This is a genomic window from Bacillus sp. FSL M7-1345, assembly GCF_038006985.1.
GTDB classification, from domain to species: domain Bacteria; phylum Bacillota; class Bacilli; order Bacillales; family Bacillaceae_G; genus Bacillus_A; species Bacillus_A cereus_U.
Genome location: NZ_JBBOWG010000001.1, coordinates 2,282,454 through 2,301,666, shown reverse-complemented (window position 1 = coordinate 2,301,666; position 19,213 = coordinate 2,282,454). Strand labels below are relative to the sequence as shown.

Genomic DNA, 19,213 nt, shown 5'->3' with positions numbered 1-19,213 from the left:
ATACTGTAGTAATACAGTTACAAATACATAAACTTCATTGATCGTAATATAATATGTTTTCCCTATACTATTGTGCACCTTAAATTGTACTGAACCTTCCACATTTAACTTCCTAAAAATTGTAAATACCTCACCTACATCTACAAAACCATCCACGTCTTTATCCTGCCAAGATCGAGCATCATAGAAACGTAGAATGTTAACTTTAGAAACAACACGCTTTCCTACAATAGAAGAATCTACTGTACTTTTCTTACTAAACTTCACATAGGATGGATTGTTCTTAATCCATTGCTCTCCACCAAGGTTTAACCAACCAGGCTTTTCGCCCCATTCAACATAAGCTTCTGATTTATTTAGTTGACGAATCTTAGAATAGCTTGTGTCTGGTCCTTTACGTAAATTAACGTTGTAGCCTTCAATATAAGCTATACCATCGGTTACAGCTGTTGGTACTTCTGTTGGTTTAGGTGGCTTTCAGGTACAGAAACATCCACACTAGAATTATTGTATGCGCGTTGTACATCAGCACGGGATTGAGCTCCTGATCCCCCATGAGATTTTAAATAATCAAGTTGATCTTCATGATCTGTACCGCCAAGATATTTAATCACATCGTAGTGAATCCACAATCCTTTTCCTACAGATAACTTGTTATCTTTTAAGATTTCCGCTAAAAGTTTTACGTATTTTTCATATGAACGCTCGAGCTTTGTATGGTCTGCTGTTTCACATAACTCTACATGTACAAATCGTTTATTAGCAGCAGGTCCACCGCCATATGCAATGTATTTTATATTAGCGATTTGGATTGTTTCATCTCAATCAACAGCATATTGAACAAATGCGTTTCTTCATGTACGAGATTCATACTTTTGAATATTTCAGAAGTCGCTGTACTATGAGCTACTACGCCCTCATAAACACCTACGCCAAAACGATATGGTTGTTTTGGTAAATTAGGGATAAAAAACGTTCTATCAGCAAAAATACTTGTAGCAAATGAACCAGCAAGTACTAGAATCATAAGGAACGAGGTAATTAGCTATATTAAAACCAGCTAAAATTGGAATGAATGTAAGTGATTGATTATTTATATCCTTAATTCCTTTCAATATTATTGTTGTATTCGGATTCATATACGCTATAAACAATCTAATAATTATTGTCAAGATAGCTGGTATTAAGAAATCAAAAGTTTTTTCTGCCTTCGTTGCAGAACGCAAATAATTCATTGAAACCTCTATCGGAAACTTATTTGCTTTCCAAAACAGATATTCTCTTCATCCATCTCCATATTCGTATCCGCTTAACAAGCATTGTTTTATTTTGAACAGGTATCCGCTTATAAATATCGAAATATACAATAAGAAAAAACAATAAAATTGATTATTCTTTCGCTTCTTTGTCCATCCTTTTAAAAAATCTATGTTTTTGTAAAAGGAGTGTTTATATGGAGAAACAGACACTTTGGAAAAAATTCAAAAAAAGCTCAGCAAACCTCGGGAAATCAAGCGTATATGAAAGTATTATTTTATACTACACAATGAGAAAAAAAGGGTTACCTACTAAAGCGAAATTCATAATATTAGCTGCTTTATCTTATTACGTATTAGCAATCGACTTCATTCCAGATATAGCTGCTATTATTGGGATCGGCTTATTAGATGATGTTTTAGCAATCGCTATAGCGCATAAATTTGTAATGCGCCATGCGGACAGTGAAATTCGAGAAAAGAGCAAAGTAAAAATGGAGTCATTATTTACTTCAGCACAAGCATAATTAAACTATCTAGTCATTTACATAGCTTTTTACTTTCAAAAAAGCTAACTTTAATTATTGATAGTTCTATTTAACCTTCACCATGAGAGCATTACAGAATAAATTCTTAATTTTTCTTAGCTCTCAAACTGTAAACAAATAGGGGCCAGTACTTGTTCCTAAGTTCTGACACCCTATTATTTGTTCTTATATTTATCTGTTATACAATTCATTCAGGAAAGATTCCCGTAGAGACATCCTTATATAAAGAAAGACCATAATAGTGCAGATAGTTTATACAGTTACATGCGTCCCTTTATACAAAACTGCTATTGCCACTACTATAAGAATCATCCCCATAAAAGCAGGAGCTGCATGACCAAGTGATACATAGATTTGTCCTCCAATAATTGGACCAATCATTCTTGCCAAAGCTTGAATAGATTGGCTACCACCTTGAATCCTCCCTTGTTCACTAGAATCGACAGACTTTGAAAGCATCCCATTGAATGAAGGTCCGAAAATCGAGTCACCAAAACCAAACAGTAACATCCCAACGATTAGAAGAGGATATAGGGAAAACAAAGCAGATGCTGCAATAAAACTGTAGCCAATAATCTCCGAAACCATTCCAAGTATAGCTATTTGTTTATCACTAAGCTTGATCAAAAGCTTTGGCATTATAAAAGCTTGTGAAATGATGTCTTGAAAGCCCATAATTGAAAACATAAGTCCGATTAGTGCAGGCTTCCAGCTAAAAGTATCCATCGTAAATTGTGTGAAAATTGCTTGTAAAGATCCGTTAGGCATCCAAAGTAAAAACGCTGAGACAAGTAACCATTTTAAGTTTTTCATGGAAAGTATGTTTGCAAGTTGTACAAAAGGATTTAACCTTACAAAAGTAATCTCTTTTAACCTATTATTTTTGTCAAGACTCTCAGGCATATATTTCATCCCATATAAGACATTTAATAAAGTTATGAACGCTCCAAAATATAAAGGTACAGAATGACCAAACTTGGCAAGTAATCCCCCAAGTGTTGGTCCAATAATGGTTCCTGCACCTACCACTGCACTCACCCATCCAAAGTACTTCGTTCTCTGTTCTGGAGGAATGATATCTGCAAAATATGCAAAAATTGTACTTATACTCCCGCCTGTTATTCCTTCTATTATGCGTCCAGCAAATAGTACCCATAAAGCCCCTCCTATACCAAAAACTAAGTACCCGATTGCGGAACCGAAAAGGCATATTAAAAGTAATGGACGACGGCCATATTTATCGCTCAAAGCCCCGAGTGCAGGAGCAGCAAAAAACACGCAAACCGCATAAACAGAGGTCAGTAGCGTAACAACTAGAGCCTGTTCTTTCGGACTACTTATATAAGGCTGCACTAAGAATGGCACTACAGGCATAATGATACTGAAACCTATTCCACAAAGAAATACAGAAATAAGGCCGAATATTAAAGCATGTTTATCTATGTTTTTTTCAGTTTCGCTTTCATTTTGTGATCTAAAAATAGACATTTAACTTCTCCCCTTAAAACATTTTGTTGCTTAGTCAACAAAATGATAACTCCGTTTTGTTGATTAGTCAACAAAAATACAATAATAAAAAGGTAGCCTTACTATGAACAGGCTACCTTTTTATTATTTAAATGTATCCCGCATGAACGGGAAAATAAGTTAGTTTTCGGGATTAACTATCCATAAAAGCCCGAATGCTTCAACTTTATTATGACTTAATATGTATACCTTGTTTCTTTATTTCTGCATCCAAATGCCTACTATACTTTTCCACGAAGTTAATTATACTGTCGAATTCTTCCTCGGTTACTTGCTCAAATACAGCTTTATCCCGCTCTTGAAACTCATTGTGCAACTCTTCGTGAATTTTATATATTTCTTTCCCTTGTTCAGTAAGCCTAAAATAGATCTCTTTTTTATTCTCTGATTTCTGGTAACTTTCGATAAGGCCTTTTTTTATGAGCTTCTTAGTCATTCTACTTATTGCACCGCGAGTCACATAAAAAGCCTCTGCAAGTTGTGTCACGTTAGAATCTGTATTGTTTTCAATATATTCAATGCAATGTACTTCAGAAGACTTAAAACCCTTCAGACCTGCTTCCATCTTATCCTTATTTAGCCAAACCATCTTATTATATAATTCCCTGAAACCGTTCATGACCTGTTCTTCCTTATTCATGGCCTATCCTCCTAACAGCTCATTCATACATTAAAACCATTATATTAAATTTCTGTTTCTGTTTCGACAATATTGATATAATTATTTGAGTTATCTATGAAAATAGACGCTTAAATAAAATAATTCACTATACGGAAAATACAGCATGTGTATTACAACTTGTACTATACAGTAGACAAAAAGCAGAGCTAAGATTAGTTTTCTTAGCTCTGCTTTCATAAAATTTATGTTTTTTAAAGATTATTTCACTTCATTAGCTACAAAAAATTGCTCACAAACACTCGAAATGCGTTGCAAGTCTACGTTCCCACCAGATATAACCGCTACTACTTTTTTCCCTTTTATATATGTATCCACTTTCCCTGCAAGTAGAGCAGCAGTAGCTAATGCACCTGCACCTTCTACAACGGCTTTACCACGCTGTAATAAGTCTTTCATCGCTACTTCTAATTCACCTTCTGACACTGTTACAATATCATCTACTAATTCTTTTACAACTTCAAAGGTTAGATCGCCTGGTATTTTAACTGCGCAACCATCTGCTATAGTAGGTGCCTCATAATGTTCTACAATCGTGCCTTTGTCATAAGATGCCTTCATCCCATGAACATTTTCTGCTTGTACACCAATTATATTAATGGATGGATTAAAAGATTTTAATGCAACAGCAATTCCAGAAATAATTCCACCTCCGCCAATTGGTACAATGACCGTATCAACATCCCACATATCATCAAGAATGTCCAAACCAATTGTACCTTGACCAGCCATTACCTCTACATCATCATATGGATGTAAGTATGTTTCACCTGTTTTCCTAATAATCTCCTCACATTTTGCCTTCGCATCATCAAAAGTTTCACCATATAAAATCACTTCTGATCCGTATCCTCTAGTTGCTTCAACTTTCGCCTTCGGTGCAGAAATCGGCATCACAATTTTACTCTTAATACCAAGTAAATGAGCAGATAAAGCAACTCCTTGCGCATGATTACCAGCGGAACAAGCAATTACACCTCGCTCTTTTTCTTGATCTGTCAACTGTGACATTTTATTAAACGCACCACGAAATTTAAAAGAACCCGTTAATTGCATATTTTCTAATTTCAAGTGAATTTCTCCGCCTGTTTTACTAGTCAAATAAAATGATTTTACTAAAGGAGTTTTACGAACATTTCTGTCTAAAATGTTTTGAGCTTTTTTAATGTCTGTTATATGTAATGGTAGTTTTTTAGTTATCATGCTAACACCTCTTCTAATAATTTATAATCTACTGTTTGTCTCATTTTTAAGTTTTCGTAAGTAATAATCCCTTTATACGCAACCAACTATGTTCAAAAATCATTGCTCATATATGTACGCCATTCTTTAATGTACATCTGTGTAAACAATTCAACATCCTTTTCATATCACGTTCTTTGTAATGATTCAGGCATGCAATTTGGATCCAGTTATTCTTTTGTAAATACGCTGATTCATAATGAACAATATATCCTTGTAACGCTAACGCATCACCTAGCGCCTTAGAAGACTGATCTTCATTTAATTGAATGGTAACTATAATTGGCGCGGCATGTTCTTTAGGTGAAACAAGATTTAAACCCATATTAGTAATAGCTTGTTCAATATATGTATACGTCTCTTTTATTTTTTCAAATACCATTTCATCTTCAAATATTTTTAATGCTTCTTGCAATGCATAAATTAAATTCCATGAATGGGAGTATGGGATACTTTCATTTTCTTCGTACATACCAATGTCCATATAAGCAGGTACTGCCTCGTTTACTTTTACAATGTGGTTATGAAAAACGAAAGATAATCCTGTATATGATTTAATCGCTTTTCCGCTAACACCACTTGCAAAATATACATCCTTCAAATTTATTGGTATTGCTCCAATTGAGCTTATACAATCTACACATAGTTTCATTTGATATTTTTTACAAAGAATGTTTAGTTCTTCTAAATTATTTAACATTCCAGTTGATGTTTCATGGTGAACAAACCAAAGCCATTCATAATTTCCAGTTGCCATTATTTTTTCTAATTCTGTATAAAGAAACGGCTCTGCCATTTCTTTTTTATGCGTATCATAATGTAATTGCGCACGTGTTGCATGTCCCACTAACCTATTCCCAAATTCCCCATTTGTTAAAACTAGTCCTTTCCCTTTTAAAGAATTCAACTGTAAAGCAATGGCATCATTCGCTAACGTCCCTGTTCCTAACATTATTTGCACACGTTTTGCTTTTGTCATTTGCAGTAAACGTTTTTTTACATTTTCCATTGTCACTTGAAATGACTTAGAACGATGCGAAATAGGCTTAGTAGAAAATGCCTTTCGAACATTTTCTTCAATATCCACTGGACCAGGTAAAAACGTATATTCTTTCGTCATAATACCCCCAACACTCGACTCTTCAAACATAGCTGGGGTAACATACATTGGCTGGAAGGCTGCTTCTTCAGTACCAACTAACGTATGGAAAGATTTGAATCCCATTTGCTCATATAAAGGTAGTTCACGTGTTGTAGCAGAAATGAGTGCCAATTCATATCCATTTAGAAGCAAATAACGATGTAAAAAGCGAATTAAACCTAACAATGCTCTTCCATTTCGATATTCACGTTCTACTGAAAGTAAACGAATTTCATATACATTTTCTCCATGTTCTTGCAAATAAAAATCTAGATTTGGAATTTTATAATCTAACGAGAATGGTCGTTTTCCTCGCAATGCAACCATACCTACTAACTTATCGTCATCTAAACAAATTAAATATGTATTTTCTTCATGGAAACGATCTATACGAACACGATCTTTCGTTTCTTCATGTTGCGGAATTTCTTCTACAAATGTTTTATAATTCAATTTATGTATACTTTCAAATTCCCAAGCTTGATCAGCAACTTTATAAATTAACCCCATGTTGTATCTCCTTTATGTATTTAATAAAAATTATAAGTGGAGATTAACTCCACTTATTAAAAGTTCATTTCATTCTCGATTTACATATAAAATAAGTACAATGATAAGTGCACTTAAAATAGTCGTAACAATAGAGTAAGAATACAAAATCATGCAAACTGGTAAACAAGCGATTGTAATTAGTCCGGGCTTAGTAAATCCTTTAAAGATTAAATAAAATATAATGAAAACAGCAATAAGAGTAAGCGCTATCAAATAATCAAATGCAATTAACCCTCCAATAAATGTTGAAATGCCTTTTCCGCCCTTGCCTTTAAATAAAATTGGGTAAATATGTCCAAGTATAACAGCCAGTAAAGCTAACATTACAAATGTAGAATCTTCGAAAAGGTATTTTGCAATAGAAACTACGATTGCCCCTTTGATCGCATCACCTAAAAATGTAGCGACGAAATACCCTTTTCCATATACGCGCCCCATATTTCTTGCGCCAGGATTACCACTTCCTTCTTCACGAATATCAACATTATGTTTCCATTTCGTTACTATATAAGCGGTCAATATGTTTCCAAATAAATAAGAAGCCACCAAATACAAAAATTGCATACTATTAATCATGTAATCATTCACTTTCTACATGGGAGTACTTATACAATATTCAATGACTATGTATATTGTACTTTTTCTTGCTTTACATCCCTTTGTATATTTTAACATCATATTTTTACAAATCATACAAAAATTCTCATACTTCTATTTTATAAAATATACACCCTTCATTAAATGATATGTTCCTTTCACTGCCATTTCTGATGGTGATACGAATATAACTTCTCCCATACTTTTCTCACAGCATTTCTTAAATTCAGCATATATTTCAGGTACTGAACACAATATACTACCACTAACTGCAATTAAAGGTGATAAATCAAACTGCATCTTGTTGTAAATATTCACCGTAATTATCGTTAATTCCTTAGCCGCTTGCAGAATAATTTTATGTGCATCATCATTCCCATTCCTCGCTTCCTCTATAATTAATGGTGCAATTGCTGCAACTTTATCTTTTGAAGAACTATATACTAGTCTTTTTATATGAGATGATGTTAAAAGTCGAAACTCGTCTTGAATCCTTAAGCTTAATGGACAAAGTCTAACTCCTTGATCAAATTGATTTGCCATTCTCTTTAAACCTTGTAACGTAATCCAATAACCGCTTCCCTCATCCCCTAAAATATGTCCCCATCCACCGCTATACTCGTACACTTCGTCTTTCTTTCCTATACAAATTGCGCCTGTACCACCTATAGTTAATATTCCATTCTTACCTTTTAAAGCAGCTGCATGTGCAATCATTGCGTCATTAAAAACTTCAATTTTCGTTTCATATTTCTTTATTAATCGTAATGTTAATTCATTTGTATTCGCTCCACTTATACCCGCTAACCCTAAACAAATACAAACGCAGTGCCCATCTATTAAAGCTTTCTTGCATTGATCGATCGCCTCCATAATATGCGAAACTGCTTTTTCATAATCTATTAATATATTTCCAAACCCACTCGTACCTCTTACAACTTCGTTTCCGTCTTGATCAAATGCAATTGCTTCTGTCTTCGTGCCCCCACCATCTACTCCAATCATATACTTCATATGTTCGCCTCATTTTCATCATCTTATTGGAGGGAATGTTATATTCCCTAAAACTACAGATTGCTTTGCACCTGTTGCGCTTGGCACATTACTCGGATTACGATGATGCGTTTCGTTTGCTAAAATCGCAAAGGCGATTGCTTCTTTCGCCTCTGAAGAATAGCCTATATCTTCTTGAATGAATATCGCGCACTTTTCTTCCTTCAATCCATTTCGTATCATTTCAACAAGTGTACGATTATAACTGCCCCCACCACCTAAAATTACTTCATCGATTTCATAATACGGCAGAATAAACTTCTTATAATGATGAACAATTGAACTTGCTGTAAACATCGTGACAGTCGTCAAAAGATTTTCTTTACCATGCTTTTCAAACCACTTCAATAATTCACTTACAAACTCTTCTCCAAACTGTTCTCTACCAGTTGATTTCGGTGGATTCATTTTCAAAAATGGATGGTTCATACAATATGTCAAAATTTCATCTACAACTACTCCTTGTTTTGCAATCCTACCATTTTGATCATATGGCAACTGAAATAATCTTTGACATACATCATCGATTACCATATTTCCTGGGCCAGTATCAAAAGCAATAACGCTCTTATCACTTAGATGACTTGGTATTACTGTAACATTACCGATCCCGCCAATATTTTGTAGTAATCTATTTTTAGTTTGATGACGATACAAAATGACCTCTGAATATGGCACAAGTGGTGCACCTTGTCCCCCTGCTGCCATATCCATCGTTCGAAAATTAGAGATAACCGTAGTGTTCGTTTCATATGCTATAACTGCTGGCTCTCCAATTTGTAATGTTGAGGGAATCATATTAGCAGCTTGCTTTGGCTGATGATAAATCGTTTGTCCGTGAGAACCTATTAAATCTAATTTTTCCAATGAAATATTTGACTCTTTACAAACTTCCTTTACAGCGTTGGCAAAACATAAACCAAGCTTAAAGTTCAAACTGCATATCAATTGAACATTAGATGTATCAATTGATAAAGCCTGCAGTATCTCATTTTTTATATCCTTACAAAATGGAACAGTAGTAAAATGAATGAGTTCGACTTTAGAATCTACACCGTTTCCTTCTACATGAACGAGCGCTACATCTATTCCGTCTAACGATGTACCGGACATTATCCCTGCAATATACATAATATGCATGCCCCCTATTCACTAAAAAACAATTATGTAAGTAAACAACGTACAACCTACAGAACACAATATAAATCTAAAAAACAACTGTGCTTTCGATGCAAACGATCCATCAATGAAAGAAACAACTACCGTAAGCAAAATACTTGCCGCAAAGCTTGTAACGAGCCATATACTATGCATTTGTGATAGATTTAGCATTCTTAATAAAGGTACGAAAAGTAAATTTGCACATATCACTCCAAATAACAATAAAAATACACCTTTATAGCTAAATTTTATATTCATTCTATTTCACCCTCTCTGGACTTAATGTGAAAGAAGTGATAGACAAAATGCCTATCACTCAAAAATAAAATATAAAACTTACGGATTAACAGATTCCCCATCACCATTTTTCTCAATTTCAAGCATGTTTTTGTCGTACATTTTAAAGAATGGTAGGTAAATAAGGAATGATATTGCTATATTTATAAAAACTAATACTACTGCACGCCAATCTCCACCTGTGGCTAAATACGCGCCAATTGGAGCTGGTAATGTCCATGGAGGCATTATATGTGTTGGTGTAACAAACCCCATCGCAGTTGCTGAGTATGCAATAGTTGCTGTTACTAGTGGTGTAATGATAAATGGGATAATTAAAATTGGGTTTAGTACAATTGGCAATCCAAAAATAACAGGTTCATTAATATTAAAGATACCAGGCACAATACAAGTTCTTGATAATGCCTTCGAATATTTTGATCGACCAAATACAATCATAGCTAATACAAGTCCTAACGTCGCACCAGAACCACCAATCCATATAAACCATTGGTATAATGGTTCTGGTGAAATGAATGGCAACTGATTTGCTCCACTAGCAACTGCTTCACCATTTTTCCCTAAGTATACTTCCCATAATGGCCGAGCAACAGTTCCAACAACCGACACACCATGGATTCCGAATGACCAAAAAAATGTAATTAAAAACACTGGAATGATTACACCAAAATAACTATCACCAGCTTTTACTAACGGTGCTGCTAATTTATCAACAACATGGTGGAAATCAATACTAAAAACGACAGTTACTAAACTCATTAAAATAATTACGAATGCAGCAGGTATAAGTGCTTCAAACGAACGTGAAACAGACGACGGTACTTGTTCTGGCATTTTAATCATTACATTTTTCGTCTTACAAAATCTTAAAATCTCTACTGATAAAATAGATACGATCATCGTTACGAATAATCCATGCCCCCCGAGATTTGTCATCGGAAGCATAAATCCTTTTTTATCGATTAATTCGGGCGTCAATGTTAAAAGTAGTGAGCATACTGCTAACTGTGCCCCTGATAAAGCATCTAACTTATAACTTTTCGCTAAATTGTATCCTATACCAAATGCTATATATAAAGACATAATAAACATCGTTAAACGATATGGTATTAATATACTTGTTTGATTTTTCAATGCCCAAACTGATATGAAACTATCTTTCGGTAATGGTGGAAATGCTACTATTAAAAAGAAACTCCCTACGATAATAAATGGTAACGCCGAAATAACTCCATCACGGATTGCTTGTAAATGCCTCTGTTCAGAAAGCCTTGCCATCGGTCCAGATAAGTTTTTATCAAGAAACGTGACAAACTTATTCATAACGCTTCCCCCTAACTAATTAATTCATTTACAGTTTTTAATAAAGTCGGTCCACCAAGCGGCGTGTATGCTTGCGGCGGAATAATACCGCACGGAATAGATTCTTGTTCTGTAAGTTTTTTTACAGCGTCAAATCGATGTCTAACTTGAGGTGCAACCATTACAACATCCCAACCATTCTTTACTTCTTCCTCCACCTCACTTGTTCCAATAGCATGCACTTCCATGTTCATACCTTTTTTCTCTGCTTCTTTTTTTAAAGCGCTTACAACAATTGCGCTGGACATTCCTCCAGAACAAACGAATAAAACTTTCATTATTGAATCCTCCTATACTTATAAATTGTTTCTTTCAAATGAAAGAAAGTTTCACTTTACTAACAAGTATATGAAGAAATGAAACGATTTAGTTATACTGAAAGTAAATTTCACTAAAAATATTTTTCCTATTAAATTAATGTTTCAATATTTATTTTTCTCAATTGCAGGGCCAACCTAACATCATATATTATTTTAAATAATCGTATAATAGGGAGGCGTATAAATGATTATGAAACGTTTAGTAATGATGTGCTGTATCGTCATCTTGTTTACTCCTTTCTCTTTCATTTCCCCTCACTCTACTTATGCTGAAGTAAATATTACTTACAAAAAACATGAATTACGCGCTGTATGGATAGCATCTGTTCTCAACATTGATTGGCCCTCAAAAACTAACTTACCTATCGAAAAACAAAAACAAGAATTTACGAAACTATTAGATGATGTTAAAAACATCGGTATGAACGCAGTTGTCGTACAAATTAAACCAACTGCTGATTCTTTTTATCCTTCCAAATATGGTCCTTGGTCTGAATACATTACAGGTACACAAGGAAAAGACCCTGGATACGATCCACTCGCTTTTATGATTGAAGAATCCCATAAAAGAAATCTGGAGTTTCATGCATGGATTAATCCATACCGAATTACAATGAATCACACTGATATAAACCGATTAGCAGAAACCCATCCTGCAAGGCAGCATCCAGATTGGATTGTTCCTTATGGTGGAAAGCTATATTACAATCCTGGTATTCCAGAGGTAAAAACCTTTATAACGGAAGGTGCTTTGGAAATCGTCCAAAATTACGACATTGACGGCCTTCATATGGATGATTATTTTTATCCTTATAAAGTCGTTGGCGAAGAATTCCCTGATCAAAAAACATATAAAACGTATAATAATGGTCAGTTTTCAAACATAGAAGATTGGCGACGTAACAATGTAAATGAGCTTGTAAGGGGATTAAACATTGCTATTAAACAAGAAAAATCATATGTAAAGCTTGGTATAAGTCCATTTGGTGTTTGGAGAAATATTGCTGACGATTCCACCGGCTCTAACACAACTGCCGGACAAAGAAACTATGATGATTTATATGCAGACACAAGAGAATGGATACAAAAAGGCTATATTGACTACATCACACCGCAAATATATTGGAATATTGGTTTCACACCTGCTGCATATGACATATTAGTAGATTGGTGGGTAAAAGAAACAAATAACAAACCGATTCACCTATACATCGGTCAAGCGGCTTATAAAATAAATAACAACTCTGTCTCTGCTTGGTCTGATCCTGAAGAATATCCAAAACAAATCGCATTAAATCGTCAATATCCTGAAATAAAAGGAAGTATGCATTTTAGCTTAAAAGATATTAATAACAATCCACTAGGAGTTAAAAACAGACTCTCAAAAGACATATATAAACATCCTGCATTAATCCCACCCATGCCTTGGCTTGATCATGATCCGCCAAAACAACCTACTTTAAAAGGTGCCATTCCAAGAGATGAAGGTATTGCTTTAGGCATAATTGATGATAGAGATAATGACTCTGCTTATTATGCGATATACCGTGTGAATGGAAAGAATGTAGTTGATATTCAAGATCCGAAGAATTTACTTACTACTGTAAGGAAGACACAATGGGCAGAAATTTTTGTGGATAAAACAGCTTTATCTGAGGAGACTTATACGTATGTGGTGACAGCTTTAGATCGACTTCATAATGAGAGTATTTCTTCTAGTAAAGCAACTATTAAAGCAAAATAATAATAGAATCCCTTATATTAAAAAAACCGCCTTAAAGCCGAAACATTCAACTTTTAAGGCGGTTTTTTCTATTTGTTCTTAAACTTCTCTGTCGCTGCTCTCATCTTCACATTCAAATCATGATCAATGGAGTCACGAATATCACGCTCTACTACTTCCATTTCCTTTTGGAAATTTTGCAAGTATATTTTTAGTTCTTCTTCTTTTTCAGGACGTTGTGATGGTGGTAATTGTACCACTAATGATAACATCGCTGTTAAATCTTTCATTAAGAACGTTTCAAGTTTATGTTGTTGTTCAAACATGCGTTGTTCTTGATAGTACGGAAGTGCATTTAATACTGAAATTGTAATGTCATCAACCGTTCTTTGTAGTGAAGGATTAATCGAGCGTTTATATGCTTGAATTGTATTTAATGCATCTGGATATCGATCATAGAAATACAATTTATAAAACGATAAGTCTGTCGGTTTAACAGTTTGCTGTGATTCTTGTCTCAAGAAATCTTTCACTTTCATTGTTGCAATATCAATATCTTCATTCGTAAGCTTTTTCGTTGTTTTTGCCATCACATGCACTTTTTTCTGCTTTTCTTTCGGTAACATTGAGAAAACTTGCTCTCTCGTACGTTGGCCCGATGAACAGAAAAGTGTATTTAATGTATTTTGTTCTTTTTTCCCTTCTGTACGAATCCAGCGATAAAAGAGTGGGTGCTGCGTAAATTCTTGTAAAAACGGTGTTGATTTGTTCGATAATTTTTCAATAGAATCTTGCGCTCTCTTATATGGTTTCGTCCATGAAAAATAAAGTTTACGTCCGAAGTATACAACTAAAACAACGACAGTAAATGCGATTAAAAGTAATGACCCTAATAGTAATAATACTCCTTGAATGAAACTCATTTTTTCACCTCCTCTAAAAGTCTGTTATTTCCTTGGACGCTGAATGAGTTTCTGCTTCATCTCATCATTAAATGTGTCAAGTTCAATTACAAACTTCTTACTAGACTCAATAATACGCTCTGACGATTTCTCAGATGCTTCAATAGCAGCGAATACATTTTGGAATGATTCACGTAATTTATCCATGCTAATTGCAGGATTTTCTAGGAGTTTTGTTGTTTCTTCTGTATTTTGTTTTAATGCTTGAGAATTGCTTAATACCATTGATTCAATCGCTTCATTTGTCGCATTAACTGCATCAATTGTTTTACGTTGATTTGTTAATGCGAGCTGAATTGCAGCTGAAACCGTTATAACGTTTTGCGTCATCGTAATTGCATTACGAATTGCCTCTGATAGCTTTTCATTATTTTTCTTAATGATGTCTACAGATGCGATAGATTGTAATAATACACTTTTTGCTTGTTGCATATTACGAGTACGCACAAGTATCTTTTCTAATGCATCATTTATTAACGGAATATCCCTTTGACGTTCTGGATTTTGTTTCTCAGCTTCAAGCATACCAGCAAGTTTTCTTCCTAAGTATACTTGTTTATCAAGAGCGTGAATTTTATCGTGTGATTGCTCTTTTAACATTTCAAGACCAACCGTATCCTCTTGCAAGTTATCACGGCCAATGAGAAGTGATCTTATAATCTCCTCGATTTGCTTATCTATAGATTGATATTTATGCACGTAATTTTCAAGCGGATTTTTCTTAAACACTTTAAACATAAGTTTCTTCATACCAGTTGCTTTTAATGAGTTTGGATCAAGTTCTGATACCACTTTTCGTAATTCTAACAATGTATTTGGAATTTCTTCATTCTTTCCATTCATCATCGCTGTCACAGGACGTTTTAAAGCTGATAGCGTTTGTCCTGCCGCTTGCTGCTCTTTATCCCCTAAGTCTCCAAGCTGCGACAATACTTTTGATAAATCTGTATTTTGCTCGCTATTTAACTTTTGTACATAAAGATCTGCTTCTTTATTCAGTTCTTCAAGTTCTGCATCTTTTATTACTGTATCCACTACTACTTCTACATTATTATCTTTCACAATCGATACAGGTTCTTTTTTCTCGAGTTCAGTCAACAAAATCGCTCCTTTATTTATATGTGCGAATTTATGTGCACTATATTTCATCTAATATATCGTATTTCATATACATTTTTGCTTGCTTGAAATCGATTTTTCAAGAAATACCTGCTTATGCAGTCATTCCCTGTTTCATAGTATAAGTATACCTGTTCTCGTCATTATTTTCCTCAGACTTAAGACCTAGAGAACAACATGCTGAAGACGGATTCTTTACGAATTACCTTACTTATCACCACTGAATATTAATTTGAAATTCCATTTAGTTACCTTCTTAAATTCATACAATGCTCTATCTTTTGACATATACTATCTTTCAATGTGATAATTACATTAAGCCCACTTCTAATTATTCTTCCGCGCAACAAATGCTCCCTTTTGAAAAGCTAATAACACCGTTTCAAACGTATCATCTTCTTCAATCATCTTTATAAATTCTGCTAATTCCTCCGCATGAGAAGTTGCATTATCAATAACAAGAAATCCTTTTGGCTCTAAAATACGTTTTATATGTTCCCACCACCACATATATTGCGTTCGTTCTGAATCTAGGAAAATAAAATCAAATGAATGATCTAATTGCGAATCTAAAAATGCTCCAGCTTCTTGATTGTGAATATCGATTCGCTGTGTAAAATTTACCTTCCTAAAATTCCCAAGTGCCTCTCCCACCCGTTCTGAAGAAAGTTCTACCGTTGTAACATTTCCATTTGTTTCTTCTACCGCATTTGCTAGCCACAATGTAGAATAACCATTTGAAGTTCCAATTTCTAAAATTTTTTTTACATTACATCCTTTTACTAAAATTGATAAAAATTGTCCCATCTCACGAGAAATATTCCGTAATTTTTCTTCCCGCGTTTTTTTATGTCGATCATGCTCTTCTCCATATTGTTCAAGTTGAGATAATAATGAATCTAAAGTATCCATTCTTTTCATCGCCTTTCCAAAGCAATATGATGAAAAAGCTCTTGCTGCCCGTCTACTTTTCATTATATGCGAAACGAAAACCTTTTTCTCGTTATATGACAAAGTTTTAAATTTTTTTATAGCATATTGTTTCGTTTTTTGGTAAAGTTAATTTCTACGTGCAATTATTCCATTCACATTATTTTACAACCAGTTTTCAATTATAAAATAATATAAACCCCATTTAAATGAATCGGTATTTCAAATTCAATTAAGTGCCCTTTTCGGACGCATTTTCTTTTGTTTATATATTTCTAGAAGAAAGGATGCTTACAAATGAACGTGATTAGCTTAGATGCTGCTAGAAAGCGAAAACAGCATAAAAAATTAATGATTACTATACCGATTATTAAACGTATTTATGAAGAAGACGGGGAAATTAAATTCGAGGTAGCTGGTGAAAAAGATGTACCTCTTGAAATGTTAGAAAAGTAATAAAATAAAGACGTATTTCTATTGAAATGCGTCTTTATTTTATATTTTTACATTTAAATGCATAAGTTTTTCAGGATTAACCATCATATAAATATTTGAAATTTTCTCATCCTCAAATGCAAATGAAAGTACATAAGTCACTTTATTATTTATTGAAACTATAACCCCTGGTGCACCATTTACCTTTTTGAAATCAACAATATACTCTTCTGACAATCGTTTTGCAATTCCAAAGAACAAACGTATAATTTTATCCGCAGAATAAATCGGATTAATAGCAGTTGTAACTTTACCGCCACCATCTGCTTTGAATATCGCATCTGTTTTTAATACTTCTAACATGCCTTGCGCATCCCCACACTGTAATGATGATACAAACTTTTCAACATAAGCAGCCATTTTCTTCGTACTTAATTTTGATTGCTTTGGTTTCTCCAAAATACTTTTTCGTGCGCGTTGAAAGATCTTCCGGCAATTCACACTACTCTTATCAATAATTGAAGCGATTTCCTCGTAGTCATAGCTGAAAACCTCTCTTAATATGAAAACAATCCTTTCTACCTCGGACAGTTGTTGTAAAAGTAATAAATATGCTGTGGAAAGGGATTCTTTCATTACAAATGACTCTGATGGCTCATCACTCTCTTCTACAAGTGGCTCTGGTAACCACATCCCTACATATACGTTACGTTTATGTGCTGCCGAACGTAATTTATCAATTGAGCGATTTGTCGCCATTTTACACAAATATGCTTTCATATTTTCAATAGACTGAACATCTTCTATATTATTCAGCGAAATAAATACGTCATGAACGATATCCTCAGCGTCCATAACACTCCCAAGGATTCTATATGCTAATGAAAATAATAATGGTTGATACGTTTCATATAATTGCTCCGTTTCCATGATGAACAGCCTCACTTTCTAATTGCTTTATAATGTGTAACGCTGCGCGTTTCCCACTTGCTACCGCAGCATCAGCTAATAATTCATCATGCCCAGTCCAATCACCTGCAATGTAAACACCTGACATTTCTGGGATATTAGGACCTGGGATTTCAACTCGGTCAATATGAGGAAAATCATATACTACTGTTATTTTCGGTAAATATTGCTGTGCAACAACTTCATTTTTCCAATTGGGATGTAACAACTCCATCATATTTTCTAACTGTTCTTTATCATCATGAAAATGATTTACCTCTAGCACAGGATTATGGTACTTAATTAAACTCACTACACTTGCTTCTTCTTCGCTTAATTTAGCTCCTCTTGATTGATTCGTGAAAAATATAGGTTGATCTAATCCTAATGCAAATTGATGTGTAGGATTAGGTAATCGTCTCAAGCCAATATCTAATGCAGCAACGGTAACCGGTACCGATTGTTCACTCCATCTATACAAACTTGTTCCTTCTGCGCCTTTTATTATTTTACAAGCTTCTTTCGGTGGTGTTGTCACGATGACTTTACCTGCTTCAAATACCTCTTCGTCAAAACAATGTATTCTTTGTTTATCTTCGTAATGCTCTATTTCCAAAACATGCCTATTATCTAAGAATTGCACACCAACATTATTCGCGATATCTCTTAATTTTGTTATTATCGTCTCCCAACCACCATCTACATAAAGTACCCCTTCTTTCATAGATAACTGTATTTGCTTTAGTACTGAAGATGCTAATTGTATTGTAGGAGCAAACGTATATGTTGTTGTTCGGCATAGCGCATAAAATATGTTACGAACCATTGGATCTTTTATTTCATTTTCTGCCCATGTAGAGAGACTCATTTTTGGAACTTCTCCTACATTTAAATTCCCTAAACGAATCATAAGACGAGAGAATTGTACTTTTGCAGACCACGAAAGTAACGGTGTTGATAAAATGGAGCGAAAATCTGTTGGAATACTGAATATATCACCTTTCCATATTCCATGTGCTTTTGTTGATGGGATACCACCTGGAAGATTCATACCTAGCTCATTAAAAGTTAAAAAAGCTGCTCCTCCTCTGTATAAAGCATGTGCACCAAGGTTCATGCAAATACCATTTTTATTTATAGTCATCCCTCGACCACCAAAACGACTGGACTTCTCTAACACAATCACTTTTCTTCCCGCCTTCGCTAAATATATAGATGCTGTTAACCCAGCAAGCCCACCACCAACAATTGCTACATCAAATGTATTCATAATAAAATCCCTCCTTATCGTTCTACATACAAGACGAACGATTTAGGAGGGATGTGACAGGAAAATAAATTTTTATTTATCTACTTTATTT

19 protein-coding genes and 1 pseudogene are annotated in these 19,213 nt (G+C 34.3%); 3 read left to right on the top strand and 17 right to left on the bottom strand.

What is annotated here, in order from left to right; all coding sequences use genetic code 11:
* Positions 1-18: 18 nt before the first annotated feature.
* A pseudogene (locus tag MHB76_RS11935) lies at positions 19-1,027 on the bottom strand (N-acetylmuramoyl-L-alanine amidase); the annotation flags it as partial.
* On the bottom strand, positions 981-1,235 hold the full coding sequence (locus MHB76_RS11930) for a hypothetical protein (protein ID WP_002085542.1): 255 nt from the start codon (positions 1,233-1,235) through the stop codon (positions 981-983). The gene MHB76_RS11930 and the pseudogene MHB76_RS11935, both read right to left, overlap by 47 nt.
* Positions 1,236-1,453: 218 nt before the next feature.
* On the opposite strand from MHB76_RS11930, the gene MHB76_RS11925 reads away from it, so the two are divergent.
* Positions 1,454-1,783, top strand: coding sequence for a YkvA family protein (locus MHB76_RS11925; RefSeq protein WP_078174372.1), 330 nt, complete (start codon positions 1,454-1,456; stop codon positions 1,781-1,783).
* Positions 1,784-2,056: 273 nt separating this feature from the next.
* Here MHB76_RS11925 and MHB76_RS11920 read toward each other — a convergent pair whose 3' ends face one another.
* The 10 genes from MHB76_RS11920 to MHB76_RS11875 form a co-directional block, all read right to left on the bottom strand.
* Positions 2,057-3,292, bottom strand: a complete 1,236-nt coding sequence (locus MHB76_RS11920) for an MFS transporter (RefSeq protein ID WP_078174371.1) — start codon at positions 3,290-3,292, stop codon at positions 2,057-2,059.
* A 208-nt stretch (positions 3,293-3,500) separates the two neighbouring features.
* Positions 3,501-3,971 (bottom strand): MarR family transcriptional regulator, encoded by a 471-nt coding sequence (locus tag MHB76_RS11915; RefSeq protein WP_078174370.1) that lies wholly within the window; start codon positions 3,969-3,971, stop codon positions 3,501-3,503.
* 240 nt (positions 3,972-4,211) lie between these two features.
* On the bottom strand, positions 4,212-5,213 hold the full coding sequence (tdcB, locus tag MHB76_RS11910; RefSeq protein WP_078174369.1) for a bifunctional threonine ammonia-lyase/L-serine ammonia-lyase TdcB: 1,002 nt from the start codon (positions 5,211-5,213) through the stop codon (positions 4,212-4,214).
* 106 nt (positions 5,214-5,319) lie between these two features.
* On the bottom strand, positions 5,320-6,903 hold the full coding sequence (locus tag MHB76_RS11905) for an aminotransferase class V-fold PLP-dependent enzyme (RefSeq protein WP_078174368.1): 1,584 nt from the start codon (positions 6,901-6,903) through the stop codon (positions 5,320-5,322).
* A 69-nt stretch (positions 6,904-6,972) separates the two neighbouring features.
* A complete protein-coding gene (gene plsY / locus MHB76_RS11900; protein ID WP_002085555.1) occupies positions 6,973-7,521 on the bottom strand; it encodes a glycerol-3-phosphate 1-O-acyltransferase PlsY in 549 nt (182 codons plus the stop codon).
* A 135-nt stretch (positions 7,522-7,656) separates the two neighbouring features.
* The gene (locus MHB76_RS11895) at positions 7,657-8,556 is read right to left on the bottom strand and encodes a BadF/BadG/BcrA/BcrD ATPase family protein (protein ID WP_340986589.1); all 900 of its coding nucleotides are present in this window, start codon (positions 8,554-8,556) and stop codon (positions 7,657-7,659) included.
* Positions 8,557-8,574: 18 nt separating this feature from the next.
* Positions 8,575-9,726, bottom strand: a complete 1,152-nt coding sequence (anmK, locus tag MHB76_RS11890) for an anhydro-N-acetylmuramic acid kinase AnmK (RefSeq protein WP_078174367.1) — start codon at positions 9,724-9,726, stop codon at positions 8,575-8,577.
* Positions 9,727-9,747: 21 nt separating this feature from the next.
* Positions 9,748-10,014 carry a hypothetical protein gene (locus tag MHB76_RS11885; protein ID WP_078174366.1) on the bottom strand — a complete coding sequence of 89 codons (267 nt, stop codon included), beginning with the start codon at positions 10,012-10,014 and terminating at the stop codon, positions 9,748-9,750.
* Between the two features lie 78 nt (positions 10,015-10,092).
* Positions 10,093-11,376: a PTS sugar transporter subunit IIC gene (locus tag MHB76_RS11880; protein ID WP_078174365.1), complete on the bottom strand. Its 1,284-nt coding sequence runs from the start codon at positions 11,374-11,376 to the stop codon at positions 10,093-10,095.
* A gap of 11 nt (positions 11,377-11,387) precedes the next feature.
* The gene (locus MHB76_RS11875) at positions 11,388-11,693 is read right to left on the bottom strand and encodes a PTS sugar transporter subunit IIB (protein ID WP_078174364.1); all 306 of its coding nucleotides are present in this window, start codon (positions 11,691-11,693) and stop codon (positions 11,388-11,390) included.
* Positions 11,694-11,919: 226 nt separating this feature from the next.
* Between MHB76_RS11875 and MHB76_RS11870 the strand changes: the two genes are divergently transcribed.
* On the top strand, positions 11,920-13,479 hold the full coding sequence (locus MHB76_RS11870) for a glycoside hydrolase family 10 protein (RefSeq protein WP_078174363.1): 1,560 nt from the start codon (positions 11,920-11,922) through the stop codon (positions 13,477-13,479).
* A gap of 68 nt (positions 13,480-13,547) precedes the next feature.
* Here MHB76_RS11870 and MHB76_RS11865 read toward each other — a convergent pair whose 3' ends face one another.
* The 3 genes from MHB76_RS11865 to MHB76_RS11855 all read right to left on the bottom strand — a co-directional run bounded on the left by MHB76_RS11865 (position 13,548) and on the right by MHB76_RS11855 (position 16,460).
* A complete protein-coding gene (locus tag MHB76_RS11865) occupies positions 13,548-14,381 on the bottom strand; it encodes a DUF3974 domain-containing protein (protein ID WP_002085563.1) in 834 nt (277 codons plus the stop codon).
* Positions 14,382-14,405: 24 nt separating this feature from the next.
* Positions 14,406-15,518 (bottom strand): toxic anion resistance protein, encoded by a 1,113-nt coding sequence (locus MHB76_RS11860; protein ID WP_002085564.1) that lies wholly within the window; start codon positions 15,516-15,518, stop codon positions 14,406-14,408.
* A gap of 348 nt (positions 15,519-15,866) precedes the next feature.
* Positions 15,867-16,460: an O-methyltransferase gene (locus MHB76_RS11855; RefSeq protein ID WP_078181928.1), complete on the bottom strand. Its 594-nt coding sequence runs from the start codon at positions 16,458-16,460 to the stop codon at positions 15,867-15,869.
* A gap of 306 nt (positions 16,461-16,766) precedes the next feature.
* Here MHB76_RS11855 and MHB76_RS11850 point away from each other — a divergent pair, with 306 nt between their 5' ends.
* Positions 16,767-16,925: a hypothetical protein gene (locus MHB76_RS11850; RefSeq protein ID WP_002157830.1), complete on the top strand. Its 159-nt coding sequence runs from the start codon at positions 16,767-16,769 to the stop codon at positions 16,923-16,925.
* 39 nt (positions 16,926-16,964) lie between these two features.
* Here MHB76_RS11850 and MHB76_RS11845 read toward each other — a convergent pair whose 3' ends face one another.
* Positions 16,965-17,834: a sigma-70 family RNA polymerase sigma factor gene (locus MHB76_RS11845; RefSeq protein ID WP_340986585.1), complete on the bottom strand. Its 870-nt coding sequence runs from the start codon at positions 17,832-17,834 to the stop codon at positions 16,965-16,967.
* Complete coding sequence (locus tag MHB76_RS11840) at positions 17,812-19,122, bottom strand: phytoene desaturase family protein (RefSeq protein WP_078174360.1); 1,311 nt, start codon at positions 19,120-19,122, stop codon at positions 17,812-17,814. Before MHB76_RS11840 ends, MHB76_RS11845 begins: the two co-directional genes overlap by 23 nt.
* Positions 19,123-19,213: the final 91 nt, after the last annotated feature.

Coding starts and splice junctions, on each gene's coding strand:
- MHB76_RS11895 (WP_340986589.1), bottom strand. CDS start 8,556: ATGAAGTATATGATTGGAGTAGATGGTGGGGGCACGAAGACAGAAGCA.
- MHB76_RS11875 (WP_078174364.1), bottom strand. CDS start 11,693: ATGAAAGTTTTATTCGTTTGTTCTGGAGGAATGTCCAGCGCAATTGTT.
- MHB76_RS11920 (WP_078174371.1), bottom strand. CDS start 3,292: ATGTCTATTTTTAGATCACAAAATGAAAGCGAAACTGAAAAAAACATA.
- plsY (WP_002085555.1), bottom strand. CDS start 7,521: ATGATTAATAGTATGCAATTTTTGTATTTGGTGGCTTCTTATTTATTT.
- MHB76_RS11915 (WP_078174370.1), bottom strand. CDS start 3,971: ATGAATAAGGAAGAACAGGTCATGAACGGTTTCAGGGAATTATATAAT.
- MHB76_RS11925 (WP_078174372.1), top strand. CDS start 1,454: ATGGAGAAACAGACACTTTGGAAAAAATTCAAAAAAAGCTCAGCAAAC.
- MHB76_RS11870 (WP_078174363.1), top strand. CDS start 11,920: ATGATTATGAAACGTTTAGTAATGATGTGCTGTATCGTCATCTTGTTT.
- MHB76_RS11905 (WP_078174368.1), bottom strand. CDS start 6,903: ATGGGGTTAATTTATAAAGTTGCTGATCAAGCTTGGGAATTTGAAAGT.
- tdcB (WP_078174369.1), bottom strand. CDS start 5,213: ATGATAACTAAAAAACTACCATTACATATAACAGACATTAAAAAAGCT.
- anmK (WP_078174367.1), bottom strand. CDS start 9,726: ATGTATATTGCAGGGATAATGTCCGGTACATCGTTAGACGGAATAGAT.
- MHB76_RS11855 (WP_078181928.1), bottom strand. CDS start 16,460: ATGAAAAGAATGGATACTTTAGATTCATTATTATCTCAACTTGAACAA.
- MHB76_RS11840 (WP_078174360.1), bottom strand. CDS start 19,122: ATGAATACATTTGATGTAGCAATTGTTGGTGGTGGGCTTGCTGGGTTA.
- MHB76_RS11930 (WP_002085542.1), bottom strand. CDS start 1,235: ATGAATTATTTGCGTTCTGCAACGAAGGCAGAAAAAACTTTTGATTTC.
- MHB76_RS11885 (WP_078174366.1), bottom strand. CDS start 10,014: ATGAATATAAAATTTAGCTATAAAGGTGTATTTTTATTGTTATTTGGA.
- MHB76_RS11845 (WP_340986585.1), bottom strand. CDS start 17,834: ATGGAAACGGAGCAATTATATGAAACGTATCAACCATTATTATTTTCA.
- MHB76_RS11880 (WP_078174365.1), bottom strand. CDS start 11,376: ATGAATAAGTTTGTCACGTTTCTTGATAAAAACTTATCTGGACCGATG.
- MHB76_RS11865 (WP_002085563.1), bottom strand. CDS start 14,381: ATGAGTTTCATTCAAGGAGTATTATTACTATTAGGGTCATTACTTTTA.
- MHB76_RS11850 (WP_002157830.1), top strand. CDS start 16,767: ATGAACGTGATTAGCTTAGATGCTGCTAGAAAGCGAAAACAGCATAAA.